The sequence below is a fragment of the Psychroserpens sp. genome (assembly GCF_036960315.1).
Taxonomy (GTDB): domain Bacteria; phylum Bacteroidota; class Bacteroidia; order Flavobacteriales; family Flavobacteriaceae; genus Psychroserpens.
Window position 1 is genome coordinate 22478 of the sequence record NZ_JBALVR010000001.1, and the last position, 22836, is coordinate 45313.

Annotated in this window: 25 protein-coding genes and 1 tRNA gene; 18 read left to right on the plus strand and 8 right to left on the minus strand. The window is 34.7% G+C overall.

Annotation, left to right across the window (positions count from 1 at the left end):
* Positions 1–44 precede the first annotated feature (44 nt).
* The 3 genes from V7719_RS00100 (at position 45) to V7719_RS00110 (ending at position 3452) form a co-directional block, all read left to right on the plus strand.
* A complete protein-coding gene (locus V7719_RS00100) occupies positions 45–1499 on the plus strand; it encodes a sensor histidine kinase (protein WP_335727814.1) in 1455 nt (484 codons plus the stop codon).
* 15 nt (positions 1500–1514) lie between these two features.
* Positions 1515–2297, plus strand: coding sequence for an enoyl-CoA hydratase/isomerase family protein (locus V7719_RS00105; protein WP_335727815.1), 783 nt, complete (start codon positions 1515–1517; stop codon positions 2295–2297).
* Between the two features lie 81 nt (positions 2298–2378).
* On the plus strand, positions 2379–3452 hold the full coding sequence (locus tag V7719_RS00110; protein WP_335727816.1) for a PA0069 family radical SAM protein: 1074 nt from the start codon (positions 2379–2381) through the stop codon (positions 3450–3452).
* A 51-nt stretch (positions 3453–3503) separates the two neighbouring features.
* Here V7719_RS00110 and V7719_RS00115 read toward each other — a convergent pair.
* From V7719_RS00115 to V7719_RS00125, 3 genes are all read right to left on the minus strand, one after another.
* Positions 3504–3577 (minus strand) — tRNA-Asn (locus V7719_RS00115).
* Between the two features lie 105 nt (positions 3578–3682).
* The gene (rseP, locus tag V7719_RS00120; RefSeq protein ID WP_335727817.1) at positions 3683–5026 is read right to left on the minus strand and encodes an RIP metalloprotease RseP; all 1344 of its coding nucleotides are present in this window, start codon (positions 5024–5026) and stop codon (positions 3683–3685) included.
* A gap of 58 nt (positions 5027–5084) precedes the next feature.
* A complete protein-coding gene (locus tag V7719_RS00125) occupies positions 5085–7028 on the minus strand; it encodes a M1 family aminopeptidase (RefSeq protein ID WP_335727818.1) in 1944 nt (647 codons plus the stop codon).
* A 116-nt stretch (positions 7029–7144) separates the two neighbouring features.
* Between V7719_RS00125 and V7719_RS00130 the strand changes: the two genes are divergently transcribed.
* From V7719_RS00130 to V7719_RS00145, 4 genes are all read left to right on the plus strand, one after another.
* Positions 7145–7813 (plus strand): SCO family protein, encoded by a 669-nt coding sequence (locus V7719_RS00130; protein ID WP_335727819.1) that lies wholly within the window; start codon positions 7145–7147, stop codon positions 7811–7813.
* A gap of 71 nt (positions 7814–7884) precedes the next feature.
* Entirely contained in the window at positions 7885–8118 is a 234-nt protein-coding gene (locus tag V7719_RS00135) for a FeoA family protein (RefSeq protein ID WP_335727820.1), read from the plus strand.
* Complete coding sequence (gene feoB, locus V7719_RS00140; protein ID WP_335727822.1) at positions 8111–10210, plus strand: ferrous iron transport protein B; 2100 nt, start codon at positions 8111–8113, stop codon at positions 10208–10210. The genes V7719_RS00135 and feoB overlap by 8 nt, the downstream gene beginning before the upstream one ends.
* A gap of 30 nt (positions 10211–10240) precedes the next feature.
* The gene (locus V7719_RS00145; RefSeq protein ID WP_335727823.1) at positions 10241–10384 is read left to right on the plus strand and encodes a FeoB-associated Cys-rich membrane protein; all 144 of its coding nucleotides are present in this window, start codon (positions 10241–10243) and stop codon (positions 10382–10384) included.
* Positions 10385–10436: 52 nt separating this feature from the next.
* Here V7719_RS00145 and V7719_RS00150 read toward each other — a convergent pair whose 3' ends face one another.
* Positions 10437–10871 carry a hypothetical protein gene (locus V7719_RS00150; protein WP_335727824.1) on the minus strand — a complete coding sequence of 145 codons (435 nt, stop codon included), beginning with the start codon at positions 10869–10871 and terminating at the stop codon, positions 10437–10439.
* 116 nt (positions 10872–10987) lie between these two features.
* Here V7719_RS00150 and V7719_RS00155 point away from each other — a divergent pair, with 116 nt between their 5' ends.
* From V7719_RS00155 to V7719_RS00180, 6 genes are read left to right on the plus strand one after another with little or no spacing between them, the layout of a single operon-like run.
* Complete coding sequence (locus tag V7719_RS00155) at positions 10988–11644, plus strand: metal-dependent transcriptional regulator (protein WP_335727825.1); 657 nt, start codon at positions 10988–10990, stop codon at positions 11642–11644.
* Positions 11634–12440, plus strand: coding sequence for a transporter (locus V7719_RS00160; protein ID WP_335727826.1), 807 nt, complete (start codon positions 11634–11636; stop codon positions 12438–12440). The genes V7719_RS00155 and V7719_RS00160 overlap by 11 nt, the downstream gene beginning before the upstream one ends.
* Before the next feature lie 19 nt (positions 12441–12459).
* Complete coding sequence (locus V7719_RS00165) at positions 12460–13371, plus strand: metal ABC transporter solute-binding protein, Zn/Mn family (protein ID WP_335727827.1); 912 nt, start codon at positions 12460–12462, stop codon at positions 13369–13371.
* Entirely contained in the window at positions 13371–14108 is a 738-nt protein-coding gene (locus tag V7719_RS00170; RefSeq protein ID WP_335727828.1) for a metal ABC transporter ATP-binding protein, read from the plus strand. Before V7719_RS00165 ends, V7719_RS00170 begins: the two co-directional genes overlap by 1 nt.
* Entirely contained in the window at positions 14108–15235 is a 1128-nt protein-coding gene (locus V7719_RS00175) for a metal ABC transporter permease (RefSeq protein WP_335727829.1), read from the plus strand. The genes V7719_RS00170 and V7719_RS00175 overlap by 1 nt, the downstream gene beginning before the upstream one ends.
* Positions 15228–16388, plus strand: coding sequence for a metal ABC transporter permease (locus tag V7719_RS00180; protein ID WP_335727830.1), 1161 nt, complete (start codon positions 15228–15230; stop codon positions 16386–16388). Before V7719_RS00175 ends, V7719_RS00180 begins: the two co-directional genes overlap by 8 nt.
* A gap of 231 nt (positions 16389–16619) precedes the next feature.
* Here the strand turns inward: V7719_RS00180 and V7719_RS00185 are convergent, their stop codons facing one another.
* Together V7719_RS00185 and V7719_RS00190 are read right to left on the minus strand one after the other, a co-directional pair.
* Positions 16620–16943: a TraR/DksA family transcriptional regulator gene (locus V7719_RS00185; protein WP_335727831.1), complete on the minus strand. Its 324-nt coding sequence runs from the start codon at positions 16941–16943 to the stop codon at positions 16620–16622.
* Between the two features lie 243 nt (positions 16944–17186).
* On the minus strand, positions 17187–17975 hold the full coding sequence (locus tag V7719_RS00190) for a DnaJ domain-containing protein (RefSeq protein ID WP_335727832.1): 789 nt from the start codon (positions 17973–17975) through the stop codon (positions 17187–17189).
* A gap of 126 nt (positions 17976–18101) precedes the next feature.
* Here V7719_RS00190 and V7719_RS00195 point away from each other — a divergent pair, with 126 nt between their 5' ends.
* From V7719_RS00195 to V7719_RS00215, 5 genes are all read left to right on the plus strand, one after another.
* On the plus strand, positions 18102–18512 hold the full coding sequence (locus tag V7719_RS00195) for a hypothetical protein (protein WP_335727833.1): 411 nt from the start codon (positions 18102–18104) through the stop codon (positions 18510–18512).
* Between the two features lie 128 nt (positions 18513–18640).
* Positions 18641–19051: a BrxA/BrxB family bacilliredoxin gene (locus V7719_RS00200; RefSeq protein WP_335727834.1), complete on the plus strand. Its 411-nt coding sequence runs from the start codon at positions 18641–18643 to the stop codon at positions 19049–19051.
* A gap of 87 nt (positions 19052–19138) precedes the next feature.
* Positions 19139–19882: a lysophospholipid acyltransferase family protein gene (locus V7719_RS00205; RefSeq protein WP_335727835.1), complete on the plus strand. Its 744-nt coding sequence runs from the start codon at positions 19139–19141 to the stop codon at positions 19880–19882.
* Between the two features lie 11 nt (positions 19883–19893).
* Complete coding sequence (locus tag V7719_RS00210; RefSeq protein WP_335727836.1) at positions 19894–20883, plus strand: acyl-ACP desaturase; 990 nt, start codon at positions 19894–19896, stop codon at positions 20881–20883.
* 57 nt (positions 20884–20940) lie between these two features.
* On the plus strand, positions 20941–21600 hold the full coding sequence (locus tag V7719_RS00215) for an HD domain-containing protein (RefSeq protein ID WP_442969037.1): 660 nt from the start codon (positions 20941–20943) through the stop codon (positions 21598–21600).
* 45 nt (positions 21601–21645) lie between these two features.
* Here the strand turns inward: V7719_RS00215 and V7719_RS00220 are convergent, their stop codons facing one another.
* On the minus strand, positions 21646–21819 hold the full coding sequence (locus V7719_RS00220; RefSeq protein WP_335727837.1) for a hypothetical protein: 174 nt from the start codon (positions 21817–21819) through the stop codon (positions 21646–21648).
* Between the two features lie 14 nt (positions 21820–21833).
* Positions 21834–22706 (minus strand): AraC family transcriptional regulator, encoded by an 873-nt coding sequence (locus tag V7719_RS00225; protein ID WP_335727838.1) that lies wholly within the window; start codon positions 22704–22706, stop codon positions 21834–21836.
* Positions 22707–22836: the final 130 nt, after the last annotated feature.

The window sequence follows — 22836 nt, forward strand, 5'->3', positions numbered from 1 at the left end:
ATTGGCTTAATTATTGTTACATTTAGTGCACTACAAATTTCAAAATGAGATTAAATAAACTGTCTTTACGAGTTCGTATATTTCTAGCCATGATTTTATTGGTAATCATCGCATCTATATTAATTGCTGGTGTGACCATTTATCAATACAATGAAGAAGCTAGAGACTACCACAAGGAGCGTTTAGAGCGTAAAGAAAGAGCGATAATTAGTGATATTAACTATGTTATAAGAGAAACGACTTATCCTGTAGAAACAGTAAAAGTCCCGTTAATCTTCAAAGAAGAAATCTATAGAGTTGCAGAGATTCATGGTTTAAGAATTAACTTATACGATATAGACGGCACCTTGCTTATTACATCTAAAGCAAGCTTCACAAATGATTCTATTTCTAAATGCATTGCTACCGATGTCTTGAATGAGATTTCTAATACTGCCGAGCATCGATTTGTTGTAAAAAATAAAAAAAACGGAGAAACGTTTCAGTCGTCATATACCTATTTGTATGATACCAAGTCAAAGCCTTTGGCCATCCTTAATTTACCTTATTTAGAGAACGACGATTTTCTAAACAAAGAGCTTAGTGAGTTTTTAGAACGCTTGGCTTATGCCTATTTATTTATGATGTTAATTGCCATAATTTTGGCACTCTTACTGTCAAAATATATCACACGTACATTAAAAACAATTTCAGATAAAATCAATGAAACACGTCTTGAAAAGCGAAATAAAAAAATAGATATATCCTCATCTAGTGAAGAGATTTCCACATTGGTTAACTCCTATAACAGTATGATTGATGAGTTGGAGGAAAGTGCAGTTAAACTAGCAACCAATGAACGGGAACAAGCGTGGAGAGAAATGGCAAAGCAAGTTGCCCATGAGATTAAAAATCCATTGACACCCATGCGTCTTAGTGTACAAAGTTTTCAACGTAAGTTTGATCCAGAAGATGAGCGGATTCATCAAAAAGTAGATGAATATAGTCAGACACTCATTCAGCAAATTGATACGATGAGTTCTATAGCATCAGCGTTTTCAAATTTCGCGAAAATGCCAGCGCAACAAAACGAGACTTTAAATGTCTCAAACATCGTCAAATTAGGTTTAGATATTTTTAGCGAAGATTATATTAGATTTTCTTCGGAAGATGATGAAATTTTCGCAAATTTTGATCGTACACAGTTAATCCGTGTCGTTACAAATTTGGTTAAAAACGGGATTCAAGCCATTCCTGATGATAGAGAAAACCCTAGAATTGAAGTTAATATTTCTTCAGAAAATGATATGGTTAACATTACAGTAGAGGATAACGGTATAGGAATTTCCGAAGAGAATAAAAGCAAAGTTTTCGAACCTAAATTTACGACCAAAACTAGCGGAATGGGATTGGGTTTAGCGATGGTGAAAAATATCGTAGAAACTTACAAAGGAAATATTACCTTTACATCTCAACAAGGTATAGGAACCACTTTTACAGTTACATTTCCGCAGAAATAATAAGACATTAATATTATGAGTTACCAAAATATTTTAAGCGATACAAGCAACGGAATTACAACAATTACAGTCAATAGACCAACAAAGCTTAATGCGTTAAATAGAGCGACAATTCAAGAACTGCATGATGCTCTTGAAGATGCTAATAAAAGCAAAGAAACGAAAGTCATCATCATCACAGGAAGTGGTGAAAAAGCGTTTGTTGCAGGTGCAGATATTAGTGAATTTGCTGATTTTGATGTCCAAAACGGAAAGAAATTGGCAGCAAAAGGTCAAGAGCTTCTATTTGATTATATTGAAAATTTATCAACGCCTGTCATTGCAGCTGTAAATGGTTTTGCTCTAGGAGGTGGTTTAGAATTAGCCATGTCTTGTCATTTTAGAATTGCTAGTGTTAATGCTAAAATGGGACTTCCTGAAGTGTCTTTGGGGGTAATTCCTGGTTATGGTGGTACACAACGTTTGCCACAATTAGTGGGTAAAGGGCGAGCTATGGAAATGGTAATGACAGCAGGAATGATTGATGCCAACAAAGCATTAGAATATGGATTGGTAAATCATGTGACTCCAGAAGGTGAACTGATGGCTTTAGCCGAAAAAATTGCAAGTAAAATCATGCGAAATTCTACGGTAGCAATAAAGGCAGCCATAAAATCGATTAATGCCAATTTTAAAGATGGTGTTAACGGTTATAAAACTGAAGTCAAACAATTTGGTAAATGTTTTGGTACCGAAGACTTCAAGGAAGGTACGACCGCGTTCTTACAAAAACGAAAAGCGGATTTCCCAGGAAAATAATATTCGAGTTTGTTGATAAAAGGATTAATGCATTAATATTTGATTGTTATAATTTTGTAATTTTACAAAAATTTATAATATATGTTTAAAAAATCAATTATCAAAGGTCGTGGCGCTCAACAGAATGTTCACAATCGTTTTTTTGATCTGAGTCATGAACAGCGAGATGATTTTTTAGAATATTGTGCCAAAGAAGGCGAGGAAGTCGATAAAAATAAAACACTTTATCTCCCTGTATTTCCAAAGACTATAGTCAATAAAATCAAAAGTTCAGATGTTGGTATGGCCTATTCAATGAATATGTATCAAGGTTGCGAACATGGATGTATTTATTGTTATGCCAGAAACAGTCATGAGTTTTGGGGATTTAGTGCAGGTTTAGATTTTGAACGCAGAATTTTAGTTAAAAAAGATGCACCAAGATTATTAGAAGCCTTCATTAAACGTAAAACATGGAAAGCATACCCAATTATAATGTCTGGAAACACCGATTGCTATCAGCCAGCAGAGCAACAATTTGAAATTACAAGACAATGTTTAGAGGTGTTTTTGAAATATAAACATCCTGTTGGTATTATTACAAAAAACGCATTAATTCTTCGTGATTTGGATCTCTTAAAAGCATTGGCTAAAGATAATTTAGTGGGTGTTAATGTTTCTATCACCTCTTTATCTGAAGCCACAAGACGTATACTGGAACCAAGAACAGCAACAATAAAAAAACGTTTAGAAACAGTAAGGGTTTTAAGTGAAAACGGAATTCCTGTAAATGTCATGTTGGCTCCAATAATTCCATCAATAAATAGTCATGAAATATTATCATTAGCACAAGCAGCTTCCGAAGCAGGCGCATTAAGCATTGCTCATACCATTGTAAGATTAAATGGAGCTATAGGTGAAATTTTTTCAGATTGGATCAAGAAAGCGATGCCAGACAGAGCCGATAAAGTACTACACCAAATCGAAAACTGTCATGGAGGCACACTCAACGATTCTAGATTTGGACAACGCATGAGAGGCGAAGGACAAATAGCCAAACATATTAATGACTTGGTAAAATTAGCACGACTTAAATACTTTAAAGGCAAAGCAATGCCGAAGCTAAATACGGAACTTCACGAACCTTTCAAGGATGGACAGATGCGATTGTTTTGAGGAAATATAATCCACAAAAAAAGTCCAACATTGCTGTTGAACTTTTGTTTGCTCCTCCTCTTAGGCTCGAACTAAGGACCCTCTGATTAACAGTCAGATGCTCTAACCAACTGAGCTAAGGAGGAGTGTTGTCGCTTTTGCGAGCGCAAATATATACTATTTTTTAAGTTTAAAAAAAGATTTTTAATTTTTTTTTTAAATTAAAATGTATAATAAAATCTCTTTTTAAATTAACCGGAAAAAGCTTTAAATATATCATTTCCATTAGCAAAAAGAACAAGTGCAATAAGGATGATAAATCCTACTAATTGCGAACGCTCTAAAAATTTCTCGCTAGGTTTACGTCCAGATACCATTTCAAATAATAAAAACATCACATGACCACCATCTAAAGCAGGAATAGGTAATAAGTTAAGTACACCTAACATGATAGATAAAAAGGCAGTAATTCTCCAAAAGTCTTCCCATACCCAAGTGTCTGAAAAAATGTCGAAAATCGCTTTAAACCCTCCAACACCTTTGTATGCTCCAGTGCTTGGTGTGAAAATCTTTCCTAATTGATCCCAATAGCTAAAGACTGTTTCAACAAACTTATCTTTACCTCCACCAAAACTTTCAAGAAACGTATATTCTTTTAACGTTAAATTATAATAACCTAACTCATCAAATCGCTTTCTGCTTATAGCAGGGAATATTCCAATTTTTCCTTCGCTATTGACTTTTAATTCTCTAACGATAGTATCGTTATCTCTTAAAAAAGTTGAAGTGATTGTTTGATTTTTATAATTTAATAGTGTTGGTCCCAACTCATCAAAATATCGTACGTTCTTGTTATCAACAGATAATAGAATATCACCTTCTTTGAGCTTAGCATTTTTGTTGATCATGGTATCTGAGACCTGACTAACCATAAATGGAAATCTTAAGTTGAAGAGACCTCCTCTAACTTTTCTTGATGTCAATTGACCTAAAAAATCTTGTGGTAATTGAATGGTTACTTCTTCTCCTTTTCTATCAAGGGTATATTTTTCTGTCTTTACAATGTTCTTTAATATTTCAGAATGTGCATTAACTTTGATATCATCTATTTCAACAATTTTATCTCCTGTCTGAAAGCCCAATTCTTTAAGCAATGGGTTCTCTATCCAATAGCCATCTTTTAAGCTTTCAGAGGTAATATCTGTATCGCCATAAGTAAACGACATAAAGACATAAATGAAATAGGCTAAGATAAAGTTTACTGTAACACCTCCTAGCATAATAATGAGGCGTTGCCAAGTTGGTTTAGATCTAAACTCCCAGGGTTGAGGTGGTTGAGCCATTTGCTCCTTGTCCATACTCTCATCTATCATTCCAGCAATTTTCACATAGCCACCAAGGGGTAGCCAACCTATTCCGTAGACGGTTTCACCAATTTTCTTTTTAAACAACGAATATTTAATATCAAAAAAGAGGTAGAACTTTTCTACTTTCGTTTTAAATAATTTTGCTGGTATAAAATGTCCTAATTCGTGCAATACGATTAGTAGTGAAAGACTCAATAAAAATTGAGATATTTTTATTACAAACTCCATGTATCTTAAATCATAAAAATTCTAAGCGACAAAAGTAGTGTTTTAGCATGGTTTATGCTTATTTTTTTAACACCGATTTAGTAATCACGCCATCGTTCGTCTGAAATTGAATAAACAATAATCCAGAAGACCACGACGAGGTGTCTATGGTTGAATTCCATGTGAGTCGATTAATCAATTGACCAAGTGTGTTGTAGATTTTTATTTCTGAAATAGTTAATGCATCAGGTTTTTCGATATGAAGGACTTCATAAGTCGGATTAGGATACACAATAAGTTGATTATTTATATCAAATTCATCTGTACTCAATAGCACATTATTATTTGCGGAAATTATATCAGATTCTGGATCAAACAGAATGTCATTTACTGTAAAACCAACCAACTCAAGAAAGTTTTCTTGGTTTTGGGTGTTGTCTAAAACAATATCCATTTGTTCTCCAAGAGTTCCTATTAATCGCAAAGACACTGGAACTTCAAAAAATGAAACCGAAGGATCGCTTTGTGTTTGGTTTATAGTTATTGAAACTTGATTTGCGGTAGGTTGATTCCATCCAATCGAATAACTTGGATAGCCTTCGTTATAGATCCAGTCGTTAAAAAACTCAGTTAAATCTTCCCCTGAAGAGGTTTCTACAATATTGATAAAGTCTGCTGTTTTAGCATAATCATAGGCATGTGTTGCTGTCGCAAGATAATCTTGTAAGGCCTGAAAAAAGTTGGCATCTCCAAGTTTTTTCCGAAGCATGTGTAATACCATTGCACCTTTATTATAACTAAGTCTGCCATTAAAAATTCTACCTACACTAGTTGTATCAGTATCTGTTAAGTAAACAGCGCCATCGGGAGATGAAGTAATCGAATTATTTCGCTGTTGTTTCCAAGTCGTAAAGGTGTTATTGCCATCTAAGTTTTCATAAATGAGTCCAGAAAGATAGGTTGCAAAACCTTCATTAAGCCAAATATCTTTCCAGCTTCCACAAGTAATTTTATTTCCAAACCATTGATGTGCCAATTCATGTGCGATTAGGTTACGATTAAAACTGCCCATAAAAGAAACAGTAGTATGTTCCATTCCGCCTCCCCAACCAAATTGTGCATGTCCATATTTTTCATCTGAAAACGGATACTCTTCAAACAAATCGATGAATATATTCATGATATCTACAGTAACTGGTGTGCTGGCTTGTGCCGATGCTAAACTTTCAGGATAGACATAGTTTACAATTTCAAACGGATTACCGTTATTCGGAACAGTATGATTATACACTTCATAATTTGTTGCTGCTATGGCAATAAGGTATGCTGGAATTGGATAGCGATGCTTAAAATGTGTGGTTTTTTGATTTCCGTTGACCATCTGACTTTGCTCTAGTCCGTTAGATACCGAAATATATTCTTCGTTTGATGGATTAAATCTAGGCGTCGTCATGAACACATCTATAGAATCAATCTTGTCAATCAAATCCTGTTTGCAAGGCCACCAAGCTTTGGCGCCATAGGGTTCGGATAAGGTCCAGATTACAGGATCTCCGTTGTGCTGATTTTGTTCAAAAGAACCCAATCCCGAAAATTCCGGATTTCCAGAGTAAGTGACAGTCAAAGAATCTAAAACGCCTGTATCTTGAGTAGAAGGCAATGTGATGACTAGCTCGTCAGAATTATGTACAAATGATAATAGATTACCACGTTGCATCACTTGATTAACGGTCATATTTAAAGCCAAATCAAAAGTAACAGTACTCATATTACTTTTCGCCACAAAATAAGACGTGATATCACCCGAAATAAAGGCTACTGAAGGATCAACATTCAACTCTAGACGATGGTATTTTAAATCGTAGTTACCAGTATTAAGGTTGGCGCGATGTAGGATTCGAGTTAACGCAGATTTTGCCTCTGCCTCTCGAATTGTATTTAAGGTTTCGTTATAATCTTGCGAAAATGACACTGTAGAAAACAGTCCCAGTAGTAGGAATAGACGTAATTTCAAAAAGGTCATTTTTTCTTTTTTTAACAATATAGCATGTTAAAAGTAGTCATTTTGTTGCTATTGTGTCGTATTTTTGCACTCGAAACTTATAATTCTACAGTATATAAAGCCTTAATTATCAGTTTATGTTGCGATATATAAAACAACTCAAAATATTTTTTTTAGTATTAGCAGTAGTGTCAGGTGTGATTATTTACCTAATTTATACTGCTTTAGATAACGAAAAACCATTGCCAATTTATCAACCCAATAGGGTTGATACATCTTTGGTAGACAGCACAATTCAGCACAAAAAGAAATATCATACTATTGCAGATTTCAAGCTTATTAATCAAAATGGAGATACGATTACGCAAGCAGATTATGAAGATAAAATCTATGTAGCCGATTTCTTTTTTACGACCTGCCAAACCATTTGTCCAATTATGACCACACAGATGTATCGTGTTCAGAAGGAAATTTTAGATGATGATGAAGTGATGCTGTTATCTTACTCTGTGACACCAGAAATAGATTCGGTTGAACAATTGAAACGTTATGCCATCGAAAAAGGTGTGAACGACAAGAAATGGAATCTGGTTACTGGTGACCGAAAGCAAATTTACGACTTGGCTAGAAAATCGTATCTAGTGGTTAAAGATGATGGCTCTGAACCATACGGAATGGTGCACACCGAAAACTTCGCGCTTATTGATAAAAAGAAGCAAATTAGAGGTTTATATAACGGAATTAGCCCAACATCTGTAGACTCATTAATACAAGATATTATACGACTCAAAAAGGAATATCAATAAAAACGGACTACAATTTTTTTACACTGAAATTTTACTTTATTTTTGCTTACTTAAAATCAATCTAAATAAGCTTGCAACTCACTTTAGCAGATATAAAACGAGGTCAACAGGGTATAATTACTGACGTTTCCTCTATTCATATTCCTCTTAAACTCCTAGAAATGGGATGTTTACCTGGTAACTCGGTTGAGCTTGTGCAAGTCGCTCCTTTTGCAGATCCAATGTATCTCAATATCAACGGGACACATTTGGCTATTAGAAAAGAAACTGCAATTCACATTTTAATCGAAATTTCTAATGCCTAAACAAATTAATGTTGCACTTATTGGAAATCCAAATACGGGAAAAACCTCAGTATTTAATGCACTTACTGGTTTAAATCAAAAAGTAGGAAATTATCCAGGAATTACGGTTGAAAAAAAAGAAGGTATTTGCAAACTTCCAAGAGGCGTTAAAGCACATATTATTGACTTGCCTGGAACTTATAGTTTGAATGCATCTTCGCTTGATGAAAATGTGGTGATTGAATTGCTTTTAAATAAAAATGACAAAGACTTTCCGGATGTTGCAGTTGTGGTTAGTGATGTTGAAAATTTAAAACGAAACTTACTGCTCTATACGCAAATCAAAGATCTTGAGATTCCTACAATTCTAGTTATAAACATGTCTGATAGGATGACCTATAAGGGCATTCAGTTAGATATTCCTTATTTGGAAAAAGAATTGCAGACTAAAATTGCGCTCATAAGCACTAGAAAAAATAAAGGTATTGATCGTCTTAAAGAGCTTATTGCGAATTATAAAGACCTCTCAATTGCACCTTGCGTAAATGCTTCGGAAATTGACAAAGACTATTTTGATAAGCTACGAAAGGCGTTTCCAAATCAATTACTATACAAACTTTGGTTGGTGATTACGCAAGATGTTAATTTCGGAAAAGTAGATAGAAACGAAGTTGATGCCATTGATAGTTTTAAAACCAAAAGTAAAGCAGACCTCAAGCGATTACAGCAAAAAGAAACTATTAAACGTTACCAGTTTATAAATAATTCGCTCAAAAAAGGACAGACTATCGACTTGAGCTCAGCCAAAGACTTGCGTATTAAACTGGATAGAATCTTGACCCATAAAGTTTGGGGTTATTTGATTTTTGGGATTATTCTCTTGACCATTTTTCAAGCCATTTACGATTGGTCAAGTATTCCAATGGACTTTATAGATAGTACGTTTGCATCCTTTAGTGAGTGGACCAAAAACGGTTTACCAGAAGGTGCTTTTACAAATTTAATTGCTGAAGGTATTATTCCAGGGTTAAGTGGTATTGTGATATTTATTCCACAGATTGCGTTTCTATTTTTATTCATTTCAGTGTTAGAAGAAAGTGGTTATATGAGTCGTGTAGTCTTCTTAATGGATCGCATTATGAGGCGTTTTGGGTTGAGCGGAAAAAGTGTAGTTCCATTAATTTCTGGTACAGCTTGTGCTATTCCGGCAATTATGGCAACTCGAAATATTGAAAGTTGGAAAGAACGCTTAATCACTATTTTGGTTACGCCTTTTACAACATGTTCAGCGCGATTACCAGTATATTTAATTATTATTTCATTAGTGATTCCTGAAGGACGTTTCTTCGGATTGAGCTATCAAGCGTTGACTTTAATGTTACTCTATCTGATTGGGTTTGGTACAGCTATTATTTCGGCTTGGATTTTAAACAAAATCTTAAAGATTAAAAGTAAAACCTTCTTTGTAGTCGAGATGCCTAATTACAAATTGCCAATGTTCAAAAACGTGGCTTTAACGGTTTTGGAAAAGACTAAATCCTTTGTCTTTGGTGCAGGTAAAATCATTTTAGCCATATCAATTGTGTTGTGGTTTTTAGCATCCTATGGTCCTGGAGATCAATTTAATAATGCCCAAGAGATTGTAACAACTCAGTATGCTTCGGAAAATTTAGCGCAAGCCGAATTGGATCAAAAAATAGCATCTCATAAATTGGAGCATTCATTTATTGGTATTGCTGGCCATGCTATTGAACCTGCCATTAGGCCATTAGGTTACGATTGGAAAATTGGAATTGCTATCGTAAGTTCATTTGCAGCTCGTGAAGTTTTTGTTGGCACATTAGCGACTATATATAGTGTAGGAAGCGATGAAGAAGAAACGATAAAAAACCGAATGGCAGGAGAGATCAATCCTATTTTAGGCGGTCCATTGTTTAATTTCGCTAGCGGAATTTCACTTTTACTCTTCTATGCTTTTGCCATGCAATGTATGAGTACGCTGGCTGTTGTAAAACGTGAAACCAACTCTTGGAAATGGCCAATGTATCAACTAGTAATTATGACTGCTTTTGCGTACCTTGTTGCTTTAATCGCATATCAATTTTTAAAGTAAAGTTTTAGCTAAACAAACGACAAACCTATTATGAATAGCATAGTTCAAAACATATTAGTCTTTACTTCAATCGCTTTAGCGATATGGTTTTTATTGCATAAGTTTGGTATTCTTCCGAAGAAAAAAACAGCAACTACCAAAGCTTGTGGTCAGGACGACTGTGGTTGCCACTAACTAATTCCTTTCTAGTCATTGTGCGACGTCGAAGTGATAAACTCATTATTTGTTAAAGTTGTTTAGGCTGAAATACAATTTCTAATTTATAATCCTCATCCTGAATCCCATCTGATGTTTTTGGATATGGCTTTAAGGTCATTCCGTAGATTTTAAAATCGTCTGTATTAAATGCGAGGTTGTTTTCTTCCATAACATAACCACTGGCATCAATAGTTACTTCTTTGTCCTTAATGAATTTCCCGTTTTTGTAGATTGATAACAATACTTTTGCTTCGCCAGCTCTAATACACATCACGTCTTTTGGACATCTTGAATCTGAAACTACTTTCTTGAATTTGACTTGGTAATCTTCAAAATCTACTTTCTGTTGAAAGTTTACAAAAGAACTCACGCTTAGTGAGTCTTTAGCAAAAGGCGTTTGTGCTTGTACAGACGCCATAGAACATGCAGCACTTAATAAAAGAGAGAATATTAATTTTTTCATGAAATGAATTTAGCTAAATAGAGCTTTAATCATAGTATGATTAACAGAATATTAAATTTTTAGTTACATTTGTAAAATATTTAAGCTTACTTAAAAATTAATTAAAGCAATTAGAAATGTCTGTAGCAATTGAAAACTTTGTAAAAGCAATTTACAACAACGATAAGCATGATATTAAAGACACCAAGCCAGGTAATATTGCCAAAAAACTTGGTATTTCTAATGCAGCTGCAACAGATATGGCTAAGAAATTAGCAGCCAAAGATTTATTGAACTACGAAAAATATCAAAAACTCCAACTTACAGAAAAGGGGACTAAAATGGCACTCAATGTTGTGAGGAAACATCGTCTCTGGGAAGCGTTTTTATTTAAAATGTTTGATATGTCATTGCATGATATTCATCAAGAAGCCGAATTATTGGAGCATCAAACGTCAGATTTATTAGCAGAAAAAATAAATGAGTATTTGGGCCATCCAAAGTTTGATCCTCATGGTGATCCTATCCCAAATGCTGACGGAGAAATTACTACTAAAGACACATCCATTTCATTAGCTGAGGCAATCGAAGGAAAAACGTATACCATTTCAAGATTAATGAGTGACGACAAAGAGTTCTTTGATTTTTGTGCACATAACCAAATTAAATATAGAAATACATTAACCGTTTCAAAGCAGTTTATTAGTAACAAAATGACCCAAATTTCGGTTGGCTCTAATACACTTGTGTTGAATGAAGATTTTACTAAAATTATTTATGTTGATGAAAATTAAAAGTACATCTATACTAGGGATATTAATAGTATGCTCAGGAGTTGGGTTCGCTCAGGATGAGACGCAATCAGATATAACAATGTTACCTCTTATCACAGACAGACCAGATGCTACAGAATCTCCAAGTACTATTGCTCCAGGTTTTATTCAAGTAGAAACAGGAGGATTTTATGAGAGTTTTGAAGACAATAATATCAAGTCTGAAACATTCACTTATAATACTACATTGCTGCGTTTAGGATTATTAGATAACCTCGAATTACGTATTGGATGGGATTTTGTCGAAGGAAAAACCTCTGTAAATGGAAATCGATTGAGTGATGTCACCAGTGGTTTTAATCCATTGTTATTAGGAACCAAAATTGCAATTTCCGAAGAAAAAGGATGGCTTCCTGAAATTGGTGTTCTTGGTCATATGTATTTGCCATTCACTGCAAGTAGCGATTACAGACCAGAAACAACTGGAGTCGATTTTAGATTTTCGTTCGCACATACTTTGAATGAAAAATCAAGCCTTGCCTATAACCTTGGTGCCCAATGGCGAGATGATTCACCCGAAGCAGCTTACGTCTATACATTAGCTTACGGTTATAGCATCTGTGAAAAACTAGCAGCTTATTTAGAACTCTACGGAGATCTACCTGAAGATAACAAAGCCAATCATCTTTGGGATGCAGGCTTAACCTATTTGATTTCAAACAATGTTCAATTAGATGCGACTGTAGGATCAAGTATTACCAAAGGGCAAGATTTATTATTAAGTGCTGGTGTGAGTTTTAGATTACCGACTAGATAACAAAGAATTAAAAATAATTATGATAAATAAAATTTCAATAGTATTAATCATCATCACATGTTTCAGCTGTAAAAACGAGACTAAATCTAACGGGAAACTAAATATCGTGACCACAACATCAATGATTACCGATTTGGTGAAAAACATTGGTGGCGACTATGTAAATATTCAAGGTTTAATGGGAAGTGGTGTAGATCCACACCTTTACAAAGCTAGCGAAGGTGATGTGACTAAATTGGTAGAAGCGAATGTAATTTTTTATAATGGATTGCATCTCGAAGGAAAGCTTGTTGAGGTCTTCGAAAAGATGGGAAGTGCTACCAAAACGCCAATTGCTTTAGGTGAAGAATTAGATAAAAGCACCTTGATAGGTTCTGATTATTTTGCCTCTAATTATGATCCGCATGTGTGGTTTGATATCGAATATTTTAAGCAGTTTGCTTCAAAAGTGACTCATGTGCTTTCTGAAAAAGATCCTATAAATACCGAAAACTATCAGGTAAATGCAGAGACTTATATAAGTAAATTAGAGGCACTTCAAACTAAAATAAAAGGAACCATAGAAACCCTCCCGAAGGAAAAAAGAATATTAGTTACAGCACATGATGCCTTTAATTACTTCGGAAAAGCATACGACTTTGAAGTGGTGGGCTTACAAGGGCTGTCTACGGCAACTGAAGCAGGAGTAAAAGATGTGCAGAAGCTTTCAGCATTTATTATTGAAAAGGATATCAAAGCTATTTTTGTAGAGAGTTCAGTTCCAAGGCGAACTATTGAAGCCTTACAAGCGGCAGTAAAATCTAAAGGTCATGAAGTAGAAATTGGAGGTACATTATATTCTGACGCTTTAGGAAACGCTGGAACTCTAGAAGGGACTTATATTGGAATGTTTGAATATAACGTGAATACCATAGTAAATGCATTAAAATAATGAGTAGTAAGATAGCAGTTCAAGTAGACGATTTAACCGTAGCATACAACTACAAACCTGTACTTTGGGATATCGATTTAGAAATCCCAGAAGGTGTATTAATGGCTATTGTTGGTCCAAATGGTGCTGGAAAATCTACACTCATTAAATCTATTTTAGGGATTTTAAAACCTATAGCTGGAAGTGTGTCTATCTATGGGAAACCGTATAAAAAACAACGTTCTTTAGTCGCCTATGTTCCTCAAAAAGGAAGTGTCGATTGGGATTTTCCTACGACCGCACTCGATGTTGTGACAATGGGGACTTACGGAAGTTTAGGTTGGATCAAACGTCCGCGTCAAAAACAGAAGAAAGCCGCTTTAGAGGCATTAGAAAAAGTAGGAATGTTATCATTTAAAAACCGGCAAATAAGTCAGTTGTCTGGCGGTCAGCAGCAACGTATATTTTTAGCGCGCGCTTTAGTACAAGATGCCTCAATCTATTTTATGGATGAACCGTTTCAAGGTGTCGATGCTACAACCGAAATAGCTATTATCAATATTCTAAAAGAACTGCGAAAAGCCGGAAAAACGGTAATTGTAGTGCATCATGATTTACAAACCGTTCCCGAATATTTTGATTGGGTGACCTTTTTGAACGTTAAAAAAATTGCCACAGGTCCAGTGAAGGATATTTTTAATGATGATAACTTGACTAAAACCTATGGAATAAACTATAAAGTAAGTATACAAGAATAATGGATATTCAAGAATATTTTTCTTTAGTGTTTTCAGATTACACCTTACGAACCATAACGCTGGGAACGGCAATTCTTGGAGCTGTAACAGGTATGTTAGGTAGTTTTGCTGTATTGCGAAAGCAAAGCCTTTTAGGAGATGCTATTTCTCATGCGGCCTTGCCAGGAATAGCCATTTCATTTTTAATTACAGGCGCAAAAGATAGTAACACATTATTGTTAGGCGCTCTGGTAAGTGGATTGATTGGAACATTTTGGATTAGGGGAATTGTCAATAAAACACACCTCAAATCGGATACTGCTCTTGGACTAATTTTGTCTTTGTTTTTTGGCTTCGGTATGCTCTTGTTGACCTTCATACAAAAGCAACCAAATGCCAATCAAGCAGGTTTGGATAAATATCTGTTTGGGCAAGCTGCAACTCTTGTTGAAAGTGATGTGTGGATGATGGCTATTGTCACAGGAATTTGCCTCTTTGTATTGTTACTCTTTTGGAAAGAGTTTAAAATTTTATTATTCGATAAAGACTATGCTAAAACGCTTGGGTTTAATACCAAAGCTATAGACATTCTTATAACAAGTTTTATCGTATTAGCCATTGTATTAGGGCTTCAAACGGTAGGAGTGGTTTTAATGAGCGCTATGCTTTTAGCGCCTGCAGCCGCAGCTAGACAATGGACAAATAGTTTAGCGACAATGGTATTTTTAGCTGCACTTTTTGGAGCGTTTTCCGGGGTCTTCGGAACAGCTATTAGCGCAAGTCAGAACAATTTATCTACAGGCCCAGTAATTGTGCTTGTTGCTGCTGTTTTTGTGTTTATCTCATTTGTGTTTTCACCAAGCCGAGGTTTATTATTTAAACAGATACGATTCATAAAAAATCGTCGAGATTTAGAATTACATAAGACACTTGCTTTTATGTATAATATTGCCGAAACACATGACGATATTTCGCATCCTCACGAGATTAAAATCTTAAATAACTTTCAAGGGTTTACTAAAGGAACCCTTAAAAAATTGGTCGAGAAAAACTATGTAACGCTACAAGGTTCTACGTGGAGTTTGACTAACGAAGGTTTTAAATCGGCGTTAAATTTGTATAACCAATTAACTAAGAACGATGAGTAGTGCACAAATAGAAATACAACTTATTGCAAGCTTGGTTGCCATTGCATGTGCCATTCCGGGAACCTTTTTAGTACTTCGGAAAATGGCTATGATAAGCGATGCTATTAGTCATTCAATATTGCCTGGAATCGTTGTTGGATTTTTTATAACTCAAGATTTAAATTCACCAGTATTGATTTTATTGGCTGCCTTGACTGGGGTGATTACTGTTGTTTTGGTGGAGTACATTCAGAAAACGGGATTGGTAAAAGAAGATACGGCAATAGGTTTAGTTTTTCCTGTATTGTTTAGTATTGGTGTGTTAATGATTGCAAAGAAAGCCAATGATATACACCTCGATATCGATGCTGTTTTGGTAGGCGAATTAGCATTAGCTCCTTTTGATCGTTTAATGATTTCCGGTGTAGATGTTGGTCCGAAATCCTTATGGATCATTGGTACTATTCTAATCATCACCATTATATTGTTAATTGCCTTTTTTAAAGAACTAAAATTAAGCACGTTTGATAAAGGCTTGGCAGCATCATTAGGGTTTTCTCCGGCTATTATTCATTACGGATTGATGACCGTTTCATCTATAACTACTGTTGGCGCTTTTGATGCCGTAGGCGCTATTTTGGTTGTTGCACTTATGATTGCTCCTGCAGCTACAGCTTACTTGTTGACTACCGATTTAAAGAAGATGTTGGTGCTATCGATTGTATTTGGTGTATTTAGTGCCATTTCAGGCTATTGGTTTGCACATTGGTTAGATGCATCGATTGCAGGATCTATCACAACAATGCTCGGACTATTATTTTTGGTCGTGTATTTATTCGCGCCAAGCAAAGGTGTCATAGCAGTAATGTACAGAGAAAGACAGCAACGTACCGAAGTATCATTATTGACATTTTTACTTCATTTAAAAAACCATGATGAAGAGGAGGAACGTCACGTGAATCATTTAAATGAGCATATCAATTGGCAGAAAGTACGTTCTAAAACCGTTTTAGATTTAGCCTTAAAAAATAACATGATTGTTATTGACAATAACATCGTGTCTTTAACTTCAAAAGGCGATAAATTTACCACGCAAGCTATCGATTATATCATCACCAATGAAGATGCACAAATTGAAGGGATGAAAGATGATTTCTTTTTGTTTAGAGGGTAGATTATTCATTTTATTGTCATTCAGTGTGCAGCGAAGAACCCCAATTAAACGTATTTTTTAATTTCTCTAGTTCTTTTTTTAACTCATAAATACGTGGTATTTGTAGGCTTTCGCCAACCATATATAGGATCAATATGGAACGAATGCCGTAATAAGATGCTCATTCAATTCCGTTGGAAATGGCATATAAGAAAGCACTTAAGGGATGTGATAGTTGAATAATGGATGCTTTTATCGAGCACAGTTCACGCAAAGTAAACTTTCAGGTCTAATTAGTATTCGCCCAACAGGAATGGGTTGATTGCATCTTAAACACACCCCAAAATCGTCATGGTCAATACTAGCTAATACGCGTTTTAAATTCTTGAGTTTAATTTCAGCTTGTCGCAAAGAGGCCTCGTTAACACTTTTATTATTGATGGCATCCATTCTGCTTACACGACCAATAGCATCGTTAGGAGCAATAGGTTTGGTGAGCTCTTTATAGTTTCCTATGGATGCTTCGGTTTTTGAAATCTCATCTAGAATTGTAGTCTTTACGTGTGCTTTATCCATAACGTATAATTATGTAATTCATCTAAAATAAGCGATTTAAATGAAAGTTTTGCTTTTCTTGCCGACTATAATGCTCTTAATCTACTAGTATGAAAATAATTGAATATATGACAGGTAAAGGCGGAATAATGATTCTTGGCCTAATTGTCGTCGCTGTATTTATCTACAGAAAATATAGAGAAAAACGCTACTTTAGGGACATTGAGAGACGAATAAATAAGAAGGATGATAGTCGGTAGATAATTAAAAGCCTCGTTCTTTCTGCAATTGCTCATATGCATTTTGGACCTGTCTAAATTTTTCTTCAGCGCCTTTTTGGTGTTCTTTTCCTAGATGAATTACTTTATCAGGATGGTATTTTTTAGCCATTTTCCGGTAGGCTTTCTTGACTTCATTATCGGTTGCTTCTTTGGTGATCTCTAAAATTTTATAGGCATTATCACTGCTGTTATAGAACATCGCTTTTATACTTCCGTAGTCACGAGAACTAATACCTAAATACCCCGAAATCATATAAATTTGTGAGACTTCATCATCGGTAACCATACCATCTGCTTTACCTATTCCGAAGAGAAAATGAAGCAATTGTAAACGCGACGAATGATCCATCATTTCTCTAATCTGCAAACAAACTTTACGTGTGGGAATATTTTGCTTACTAATATTTTTAAATAGTTTAAACGCTTGATTAGCTCTATCTTTTCCATACATGCTCACAAACTGCTTGCGTACAAAATCTAGTTCGCTTTGCTCTTGTTTACCATCTGCTTTAATTACAACAGAAGCCAAAATTAAGAGACTCACTTCAAAATCTCCAGAACGTGTCTGAGGTCGTGTTCGAGTTTGCGTTCCTGGGCGTGAGCTTGTGCGTCTTGTATTACTTCGGCCTTGCTTACTTCCTTCTCCTAATAAAGAGGCTCCACCTTCAGTTGCACCATCGATTAAACTTCCAATTGCCAGACCAATAATCGCTCCAATTGGTCCTCCAAAAGACCAACCTAAAGCGCCTCCTATCCATTTTGCAAAACTCATGTATGTTTTTATTTATTGTGAATATCAAATATACTATTTGTTAGTAGATTATTATTTGGTTTTGTTACTTATCCACGCAACCTTTTTAATGTTTATGCATCTTCATAATATAAAATCAATCTAATTATGAAAAAGTATATGTATCTATTGGTATTTGCCTTGTTTGCATTTGCCTGTAACAACGATGATGATAGTTCACCAAATAATGATGAATTCATGCTTAATGGTCCATGGTCTTTAATAAATGTTTCTGGTGGTTTTGCTGGAATAGATGATGATTATGAAAACGGATTAATTATTTGGGATTTTAATCTAGAGACTCAAGAAGTTACAGTAACTAACACCAATGTTGAGCTTGTCATTTATGATGGCCTACCAACAGGTACTTATGATTATTCTATAGAAACTATTACCGGTAGTAACGCATTAATAGTTATCAATAATCAAAATTTGGCTGTAGCAACGTTAACATCTACTATTCTTGTTTTAGATGAAGGTGTAGCTGCAGATGGTTTTTTACTTTCGTTTACAAGATAAGTTTTTAAACCGTTGATACTATTAAAAACATGAATGGCATCATTCAAACAGCTTACTGAATTTGGTTTTCTTCCTACTATTTTTGCGTATCTTTGCAACTCAATAATAGTAATTAAAATTAAAAATATATGTACCCAGCAGAATTAGTAAAACCAATGCGTGAGGATTTAACCAAAGTTGGTTTTGAAGAATTGCATACAGCAGAAGCTGTAGAAGCTGCTTTAGGAAAAGAAGGTACAACATTAGTTGTTGTGAATTCGGTTTGTGGTTGCGCAGCTGCCAATGCTCGTCCTGGAGCGAGAGAAAGTTTACAGAATGCTAAACGACCAGATCATATCGTCACTGTTTTTGCAGGTGTTGATAGAGAAGCCGTTGATGCAGCAAGAGCACAAATGGCACCTTTTCCTCCTAGCTCACCAAGTATGGCATTGTTTAAAGATGGCGAATTGGTACACATGTTAGAGCGTCACCATATTGAAGGTCGTCCAGCAGAATTAATTGCTGAAAACCTAATGGATGCTTACAATGATCATTGCTAAAATTTTTTTAACAAAATCAGATAATTTAAAACCACGATTTATTCGTGGTTTTTTTGTGTATAATCCACATTGAAGTATTTTTATGCCATGAGAAAATTTCTAGCCTATCCTTTAACGGTCATCTATTTTATTGTCTTCGGAATGACTTTGCTATTTTTTCATCCCATACAGTGGTTTTGCTTTAATGTCTTAGGATATCAAGCACATAAAAAGAGTGTTGATGCACTTCAGTTTTCTTTAGTACGTTGTTTACATATATTAGGCACGCGATTTAGTTGGGATCACCAATACGAAATTCCTGAAAATGAATCATTAATTGTAGTTTCCAACCATCAAAGCATGTATGATATTTCGCCAATCATGTGGTTTATGCGAAAACACCATGTCAAGTTCGTTGCCAAAAAAGAATTAGGAAAGGGGATTCCGAGTGTGTCTTATAATTTACGGCATGGAGGTTCGGTTTTGATAGATCGCGGAAATCCGAGACAAGCCTTATCAGCAATGTCAGCTTTTGGTAAATATATTGAAGAAAACAATCGTACTGCAGTTATTTTTCCTGAAGGGACTCGTAGTAAAGATGGTCATCCTAAACCATTTAAAACTAGAGGACTTGAAATCTTAATAAAGAAAGCACCTTCAGCATTTATTGTTCCTATCACAGTTAATAATTCTTGGAAAATGTTACGCTACGGAAAATTCCCGATGGGAATTGGAAATCATATTAAGTTTACTGTCCATAAGCCTTTAGAAATAGCTATTTTTACCGATAAGAAAGCTTTAGTTACTAGTGTTGAAAAAACAATTGTTGACGCTATCCACATTAACCATTAAATCACAGTAACATGTCGTTGAAAAATATTCGATTGGAAGTGATGCAGCATCTCGAAAAAGATGTTGATCAACTTATAGAAAAATACCTCATTCCTGTCGATAATATATGGCAACCTACAGATTTTTTGCCTAATTCTGAAAGCGACAATTTTTATGATGAGGTCAAAGAAATTCGCGAACTTTCAAAAGAGTTGCCTTATGATTTTTGGGTAGTTTTAGTTGGAGACATGATTACCGAAGAAGCACTACCAACTTATGAATCTTGGTTGATGGATGTTGAAGGTGTTGGTCAAATGGAACGAAATGGTTGGTCAAAATGGGTGAGGCATTGGACTGCTGAAGAAAATCGTCATGGTGATGTTCTCAATAAATATCTATATCTATCTGGTCGCGTCAATATGCGAGAAATAGAAAAAACGACACAACACTTAATAGCTGATGGTTTTGATATTGGAACAGGTCAAGACCCCTATAAGAACTTTGTATATACTAGTTTTCAGGAATTAGCGACTTATATTTCCCATAATAGAGTTGCGAAAATGGCTAAAAAGAAAGGCAATAAGCAATTGTCAAAGATGTGTAAAATTATTTCTGGAGATGAGATGAGGCATCATCATGCATACTCAGAGTTTGTAGAACGCATTTTTGCTGTTGATCCTAACCAGATGATGATGGCGTTTCACTATATGATGAAACAAAAAATTGCAATGCCAGCACATTTCCTTAGAGAGTCTGGAGATAAAATTAGCACAGCATTTGAAGAGTTTTCTAATACTGCTCAACGTATTGGGGTGTACACATCAACCGATTATGTTGATATTTTACAAAAGTTAATTGATAGATGGGATATTGGTAATATCAATAACCTTTCCGATGAAGCTGAAAAAGCAAGAGACTATTTAATGAAACTACCTTCAAGAATGTTGCGCATAGCTGAACGTATGACCATCCCAGAAAATTCATATCAATTTAAATGGGTTGAACCCGCACGGTTGAAATAATTCTAAATGTAATACAGATAAACCCTTTCAGTTTCTGAAGAGATTTTTTAATTTTAGATGATGCATACTTACGAACATATTATAAAAAAAACGAAAGACTTTGTAAAAAGCGAACTTAAAAATGCCGAAGGAGGTCACGATTGGTTCCATATTCTAAGGGTTTACAATAATTCGTTACTTATTTCTAAGGACGAACAAGTTGATGAATTTGTAGTTGCACTAGGTGCTTTATTGCATGATATTGCAGATAGTAAATTTTACGATGGAGATGAAACGGTTGGGCCACAGAAGGCAAGAGTGTTTTTATTTGGAATGAATGTAGATTCGGCAGTTATAGAACATGTGTTAAACATTATAAAGCATATCTCTTTTAAAGGCGGAAATGAGGCTCAAAAATTTAAGTCGGCAGAATTAGATGTTATTCAAGATGCAGATCGTTTGGATGCTCTTGGCGCTCTTGGTATAGCTAGAACATTTAATTATGGAGGGTTTAAAAACCGAAAAATATTTGATCCATCTATTAAGCCTAGCTTAAAAATGACTAAAGAGGAGTATAAAGCTTCTACTGCGCCAACGATTAATCATTTTTACGAAAAACTGTTGCTTTTAAAAGACCGAATGAATACCAAAACCGGAAAAAAAATAGCCTTGAGTAGACATAAATTTATGGAACAGTTTTTAGATCAGTTTTATGCCGAGTGGGATGGCGAAAAATAGAAACGAACCTATTTTGACATGAACTGATATTTATTATAATGTAGCTTAATTTTCTTTTGCAATTTCTAAGGCTGTAATTTTATACATGACAATAGCCATTTCTTCACCGTAATGAATAATTTCTTCCGCAGTTAATTTCTTATTAGAATTGACAGCTTCTAGTATTTGCTCTTCTTTTTTATGGTAGTATTCTAAAGTAAGCTCTATTTTATCGTTCATTTTTTTTGTTATAATTATTTAACCATTAATTTAAGCTCACCTCTATATTTTGAGGCACTCTTGCCAGTAAACTCTTTAAATAGCTTATTGAAATGGGAAAAATTATTGAATCCACATTCAAAAGCCACATCTGCAATACTCATTTGGCTTTCTGATAATAGTTTGGTCGCATGAACCACACGATATTCATTTACAAGTTTGGTAAATGTTTTTCCTGTAGATTTTTTAAAATATCTACAAAACGCTGGAACGGTCATACTTGCTTTATCAGCTATCTCGTCTAAAGAAATGTGATTTCTAAAATTAGTATTGATATGATTATAGATCATATTTATTTTTGTACTGTCTTGTAATTCGGTTTCAAAAACAAACCCATCAGCATTTAATAATTCATAATCTTTGGCTTCTGCCAAATCGGATAATATTTCTAAGAGCAGTATAATGCGATCAAACCCTTTTAGCTCATCCAATCTTTGAAGTTTAGATCCCACTTTTTGCTTGCTTTCAATCTTAAAAAGAATTCCATTCTTAGCACGTTCAAACAAGGCATTGATGGTTTGCATCTCAGGAATATTAAAAAACACTTCGCCCAGAAATTCAGGTCTAAACTGAACTAATATCTCAGAACCTTTTTCAGTGAGGCGATCTGTAAAGCCATTGTGAGGTAAATTAGAGCCCAACATTAGTAACTGACTATTATTAAAATAAGATAAGTGATTACCGATATGACGTTTTCCTTGGCCTTTATCGACATAAACTAACTCAATTTCTGGATGAAAATGCCAAAAGGCTTTTGTATGAGATTGTTGAGAAGTGTGCTTTTTTACAAAAACCGAACTCCCAAACTCTGGACTTATCTTTTCTAAAGTAGGTTTCTTCTGATTCATAGACTATTGGATACTTACAAAGGTATTATATTTATATTGAATAATATATAGAGAATTAGCTTAAATGTATGCTAAATTAACTTTACAATTATTTAACATTAAATTTACGGTTAATTGAGTATATAAATGC

What these genes read in the sequence shown, in the direction of transcription:
- V7719_RS00105 (WP_335727815.1), top strand. Translation starts at nt 1,515, where the DNA reads ATGAGTTACCAAAATATTTTAAGCGATACAAGCAACGGAATTACAACA.
- V7719_RS00195 (WP_335727833.1), top strand. Translation starts at nt 18,102, where the DNA reads ATGAAAAAGTATATGTATCTATTGGTATTTGCCTTGTTTGCATTTGCC.
- V7719_RS00125 (WP_335727818.1), bottom strand. Translation starts at nt 7,028, where the DNA reads ATGACCTTTTTGAAATTACGTCTATTCCTACTACTGGGACTGTTTTCT.
- V7719_RS00215 (WP_442969037.1), top strand. Translation starts at nt 20,941, where the DNA reads ATGATGCATACTTACGAACATATTATAAAAAAAACGAAAGACTTTGTA.
- V7719_RS00170 (WP_335727828.1), top strand. Translation starts at nt 13,371, where the DNA reads ATGAGTAGTAAGATAGCAGTTCAAGTAGACGATTTAACCGTAGCATAC.
- V7719_RS00165 (WP_335727827.1), top strand. Translation starts at nt 12,460, where the DNA reads ATGATAAATAAAATTTCAATAGTATTAATCATCATCACATGTTTCAGC.
- V7719_RS00180 (WP_335727830.1), top strand. Translation starts at nt 15,228, where the DNA reads ATGAGTAGTGCACAAATAGAAATACAACTTATTGCAAGCTTGGTTGCC.
- V7719_RS00220 (WP_335727837.1), bottom strand. Translation starts at nt 21,819, where the DNA reads ATGAACGATAAAATAGAGCTTACTTTAGAATACTACCATAAAAAAGAA.
- rseP (WP_335727817.1), bottom strand. Translation starts at nt 5,026, where the DNA reads ATGGAGTTTGTAATAAAAATATCTCAATTTTTATTGAGTCTTTCACTA.
- V7719_RS00155 (WP_335727825.1), top strand. Translation starts at nt 10,988, where the DNA reads ATGTCTGTAGCAATTGAAAACTTTGTAAAAGCAATTTACAACAACGAT.
- V7719_RS00110 (WP_335727816.1), top strand. Translation starts at nt 2,379, where the DNA reads ATGTTTAAAAAATCAATTATCAAAGGTCGTGGCGCTCAACAGAATGTT.
- V7719_RS00185 (WP_335727831.1), bottom strand. Translation starts at nt 16,943, where the DNA reads ATGGATAAAGCACACGTAAAGACTACAATTCTAGATGAGATTTCAAAA.
- V7719_RS00190 (WP_335727832.1), bottom strand. Translation starts at nt 17,975, where the DNA reads ATGAGTTTTGCAAAATGGATAGGAGGCGCTTTAGGTTGGTCTTTTGGA.
- V7719_RS00100 (WP_335727814.1), top strand. Translation starts at nt 45, where the DNA reads ATGAGATTAAATAAACTGTCTTTACGAGTTCGTATATTTCTAGCCATG.
- feoB (WP_335727822.1), top strand. Translation starts at nt 8,111, where the DNA reads ATGCCTAAACAAATTAATGTTGCACTTATTGGAAATCCAAATACGGGA.
- V7719_RS00175 (WP_335727829.1), top strand. Translation starts at nt 14,108, where the DNA reads ATGGATATTCAAGAATATTTTTCTTTAGTGTTTTCAGATTACACCTTA.
- V7719_RS00200 (WP_335727834.1), top strand. Translation starts at nt 18,641, where the DNA reads ATGTACCCAGCAGAATTAGTAAAACCAATGCGTGAGGATTTAACCAAA.
- V7719_RS00145 (WP_335727823.1), top strand. Translation starts at nt 10,241, where the DNA reads ATGAATAGCATAGTTCAAAACATATTAGTCTTTACTTCAATCGCTTTA.
- V7719_RS00130 (WP_335727819.1), top strand. Translation starts at nt 7,145, where the DNA reads ATGTTGCGATATATAAAACAACTCAAAATATTTTTTTTAGTATTAGCA.
- V7719_RS00225 (WP_335727838.1), bottom strand. Translation starts at nt 22,706, where the DNA reads ATGAATCAGAAGAAACCTACTTTAGAAAAGATAAGTCCAGAGTTTGGG.
- V7719_RS00160 (WP_335727826.1), top strand. Translation starts at nt 11,634, where the DNA reads ATGAAAATTAAAAGTACATCTATACTAGGGATATTAATAGTATGCTCA.
- V7719_RS00150 (WP_335727824.1), bottom strand. Translation starts at nt 10,871, where the DNA reads ATGAAAAAATTAATATTCTCTCTTTTATTAAGTGCTGCATGTTCTATG.
- V7719_RS00210 (WP_335727836.1), top strand. Translation starts at nt 19,894, where the DNA reads ATGTCGTTGAAAAATATTCGATTGGAAGTGATGCAGCATCTCGAAAAA.
- V7719_RS00205 (WP_335727835.1), top strand. Translation starts at nt 19,139, where the DNA reads ATGAGAAAATTTCTAGCCTATCCTTTAACGGTCATCTATTTTATTGTC.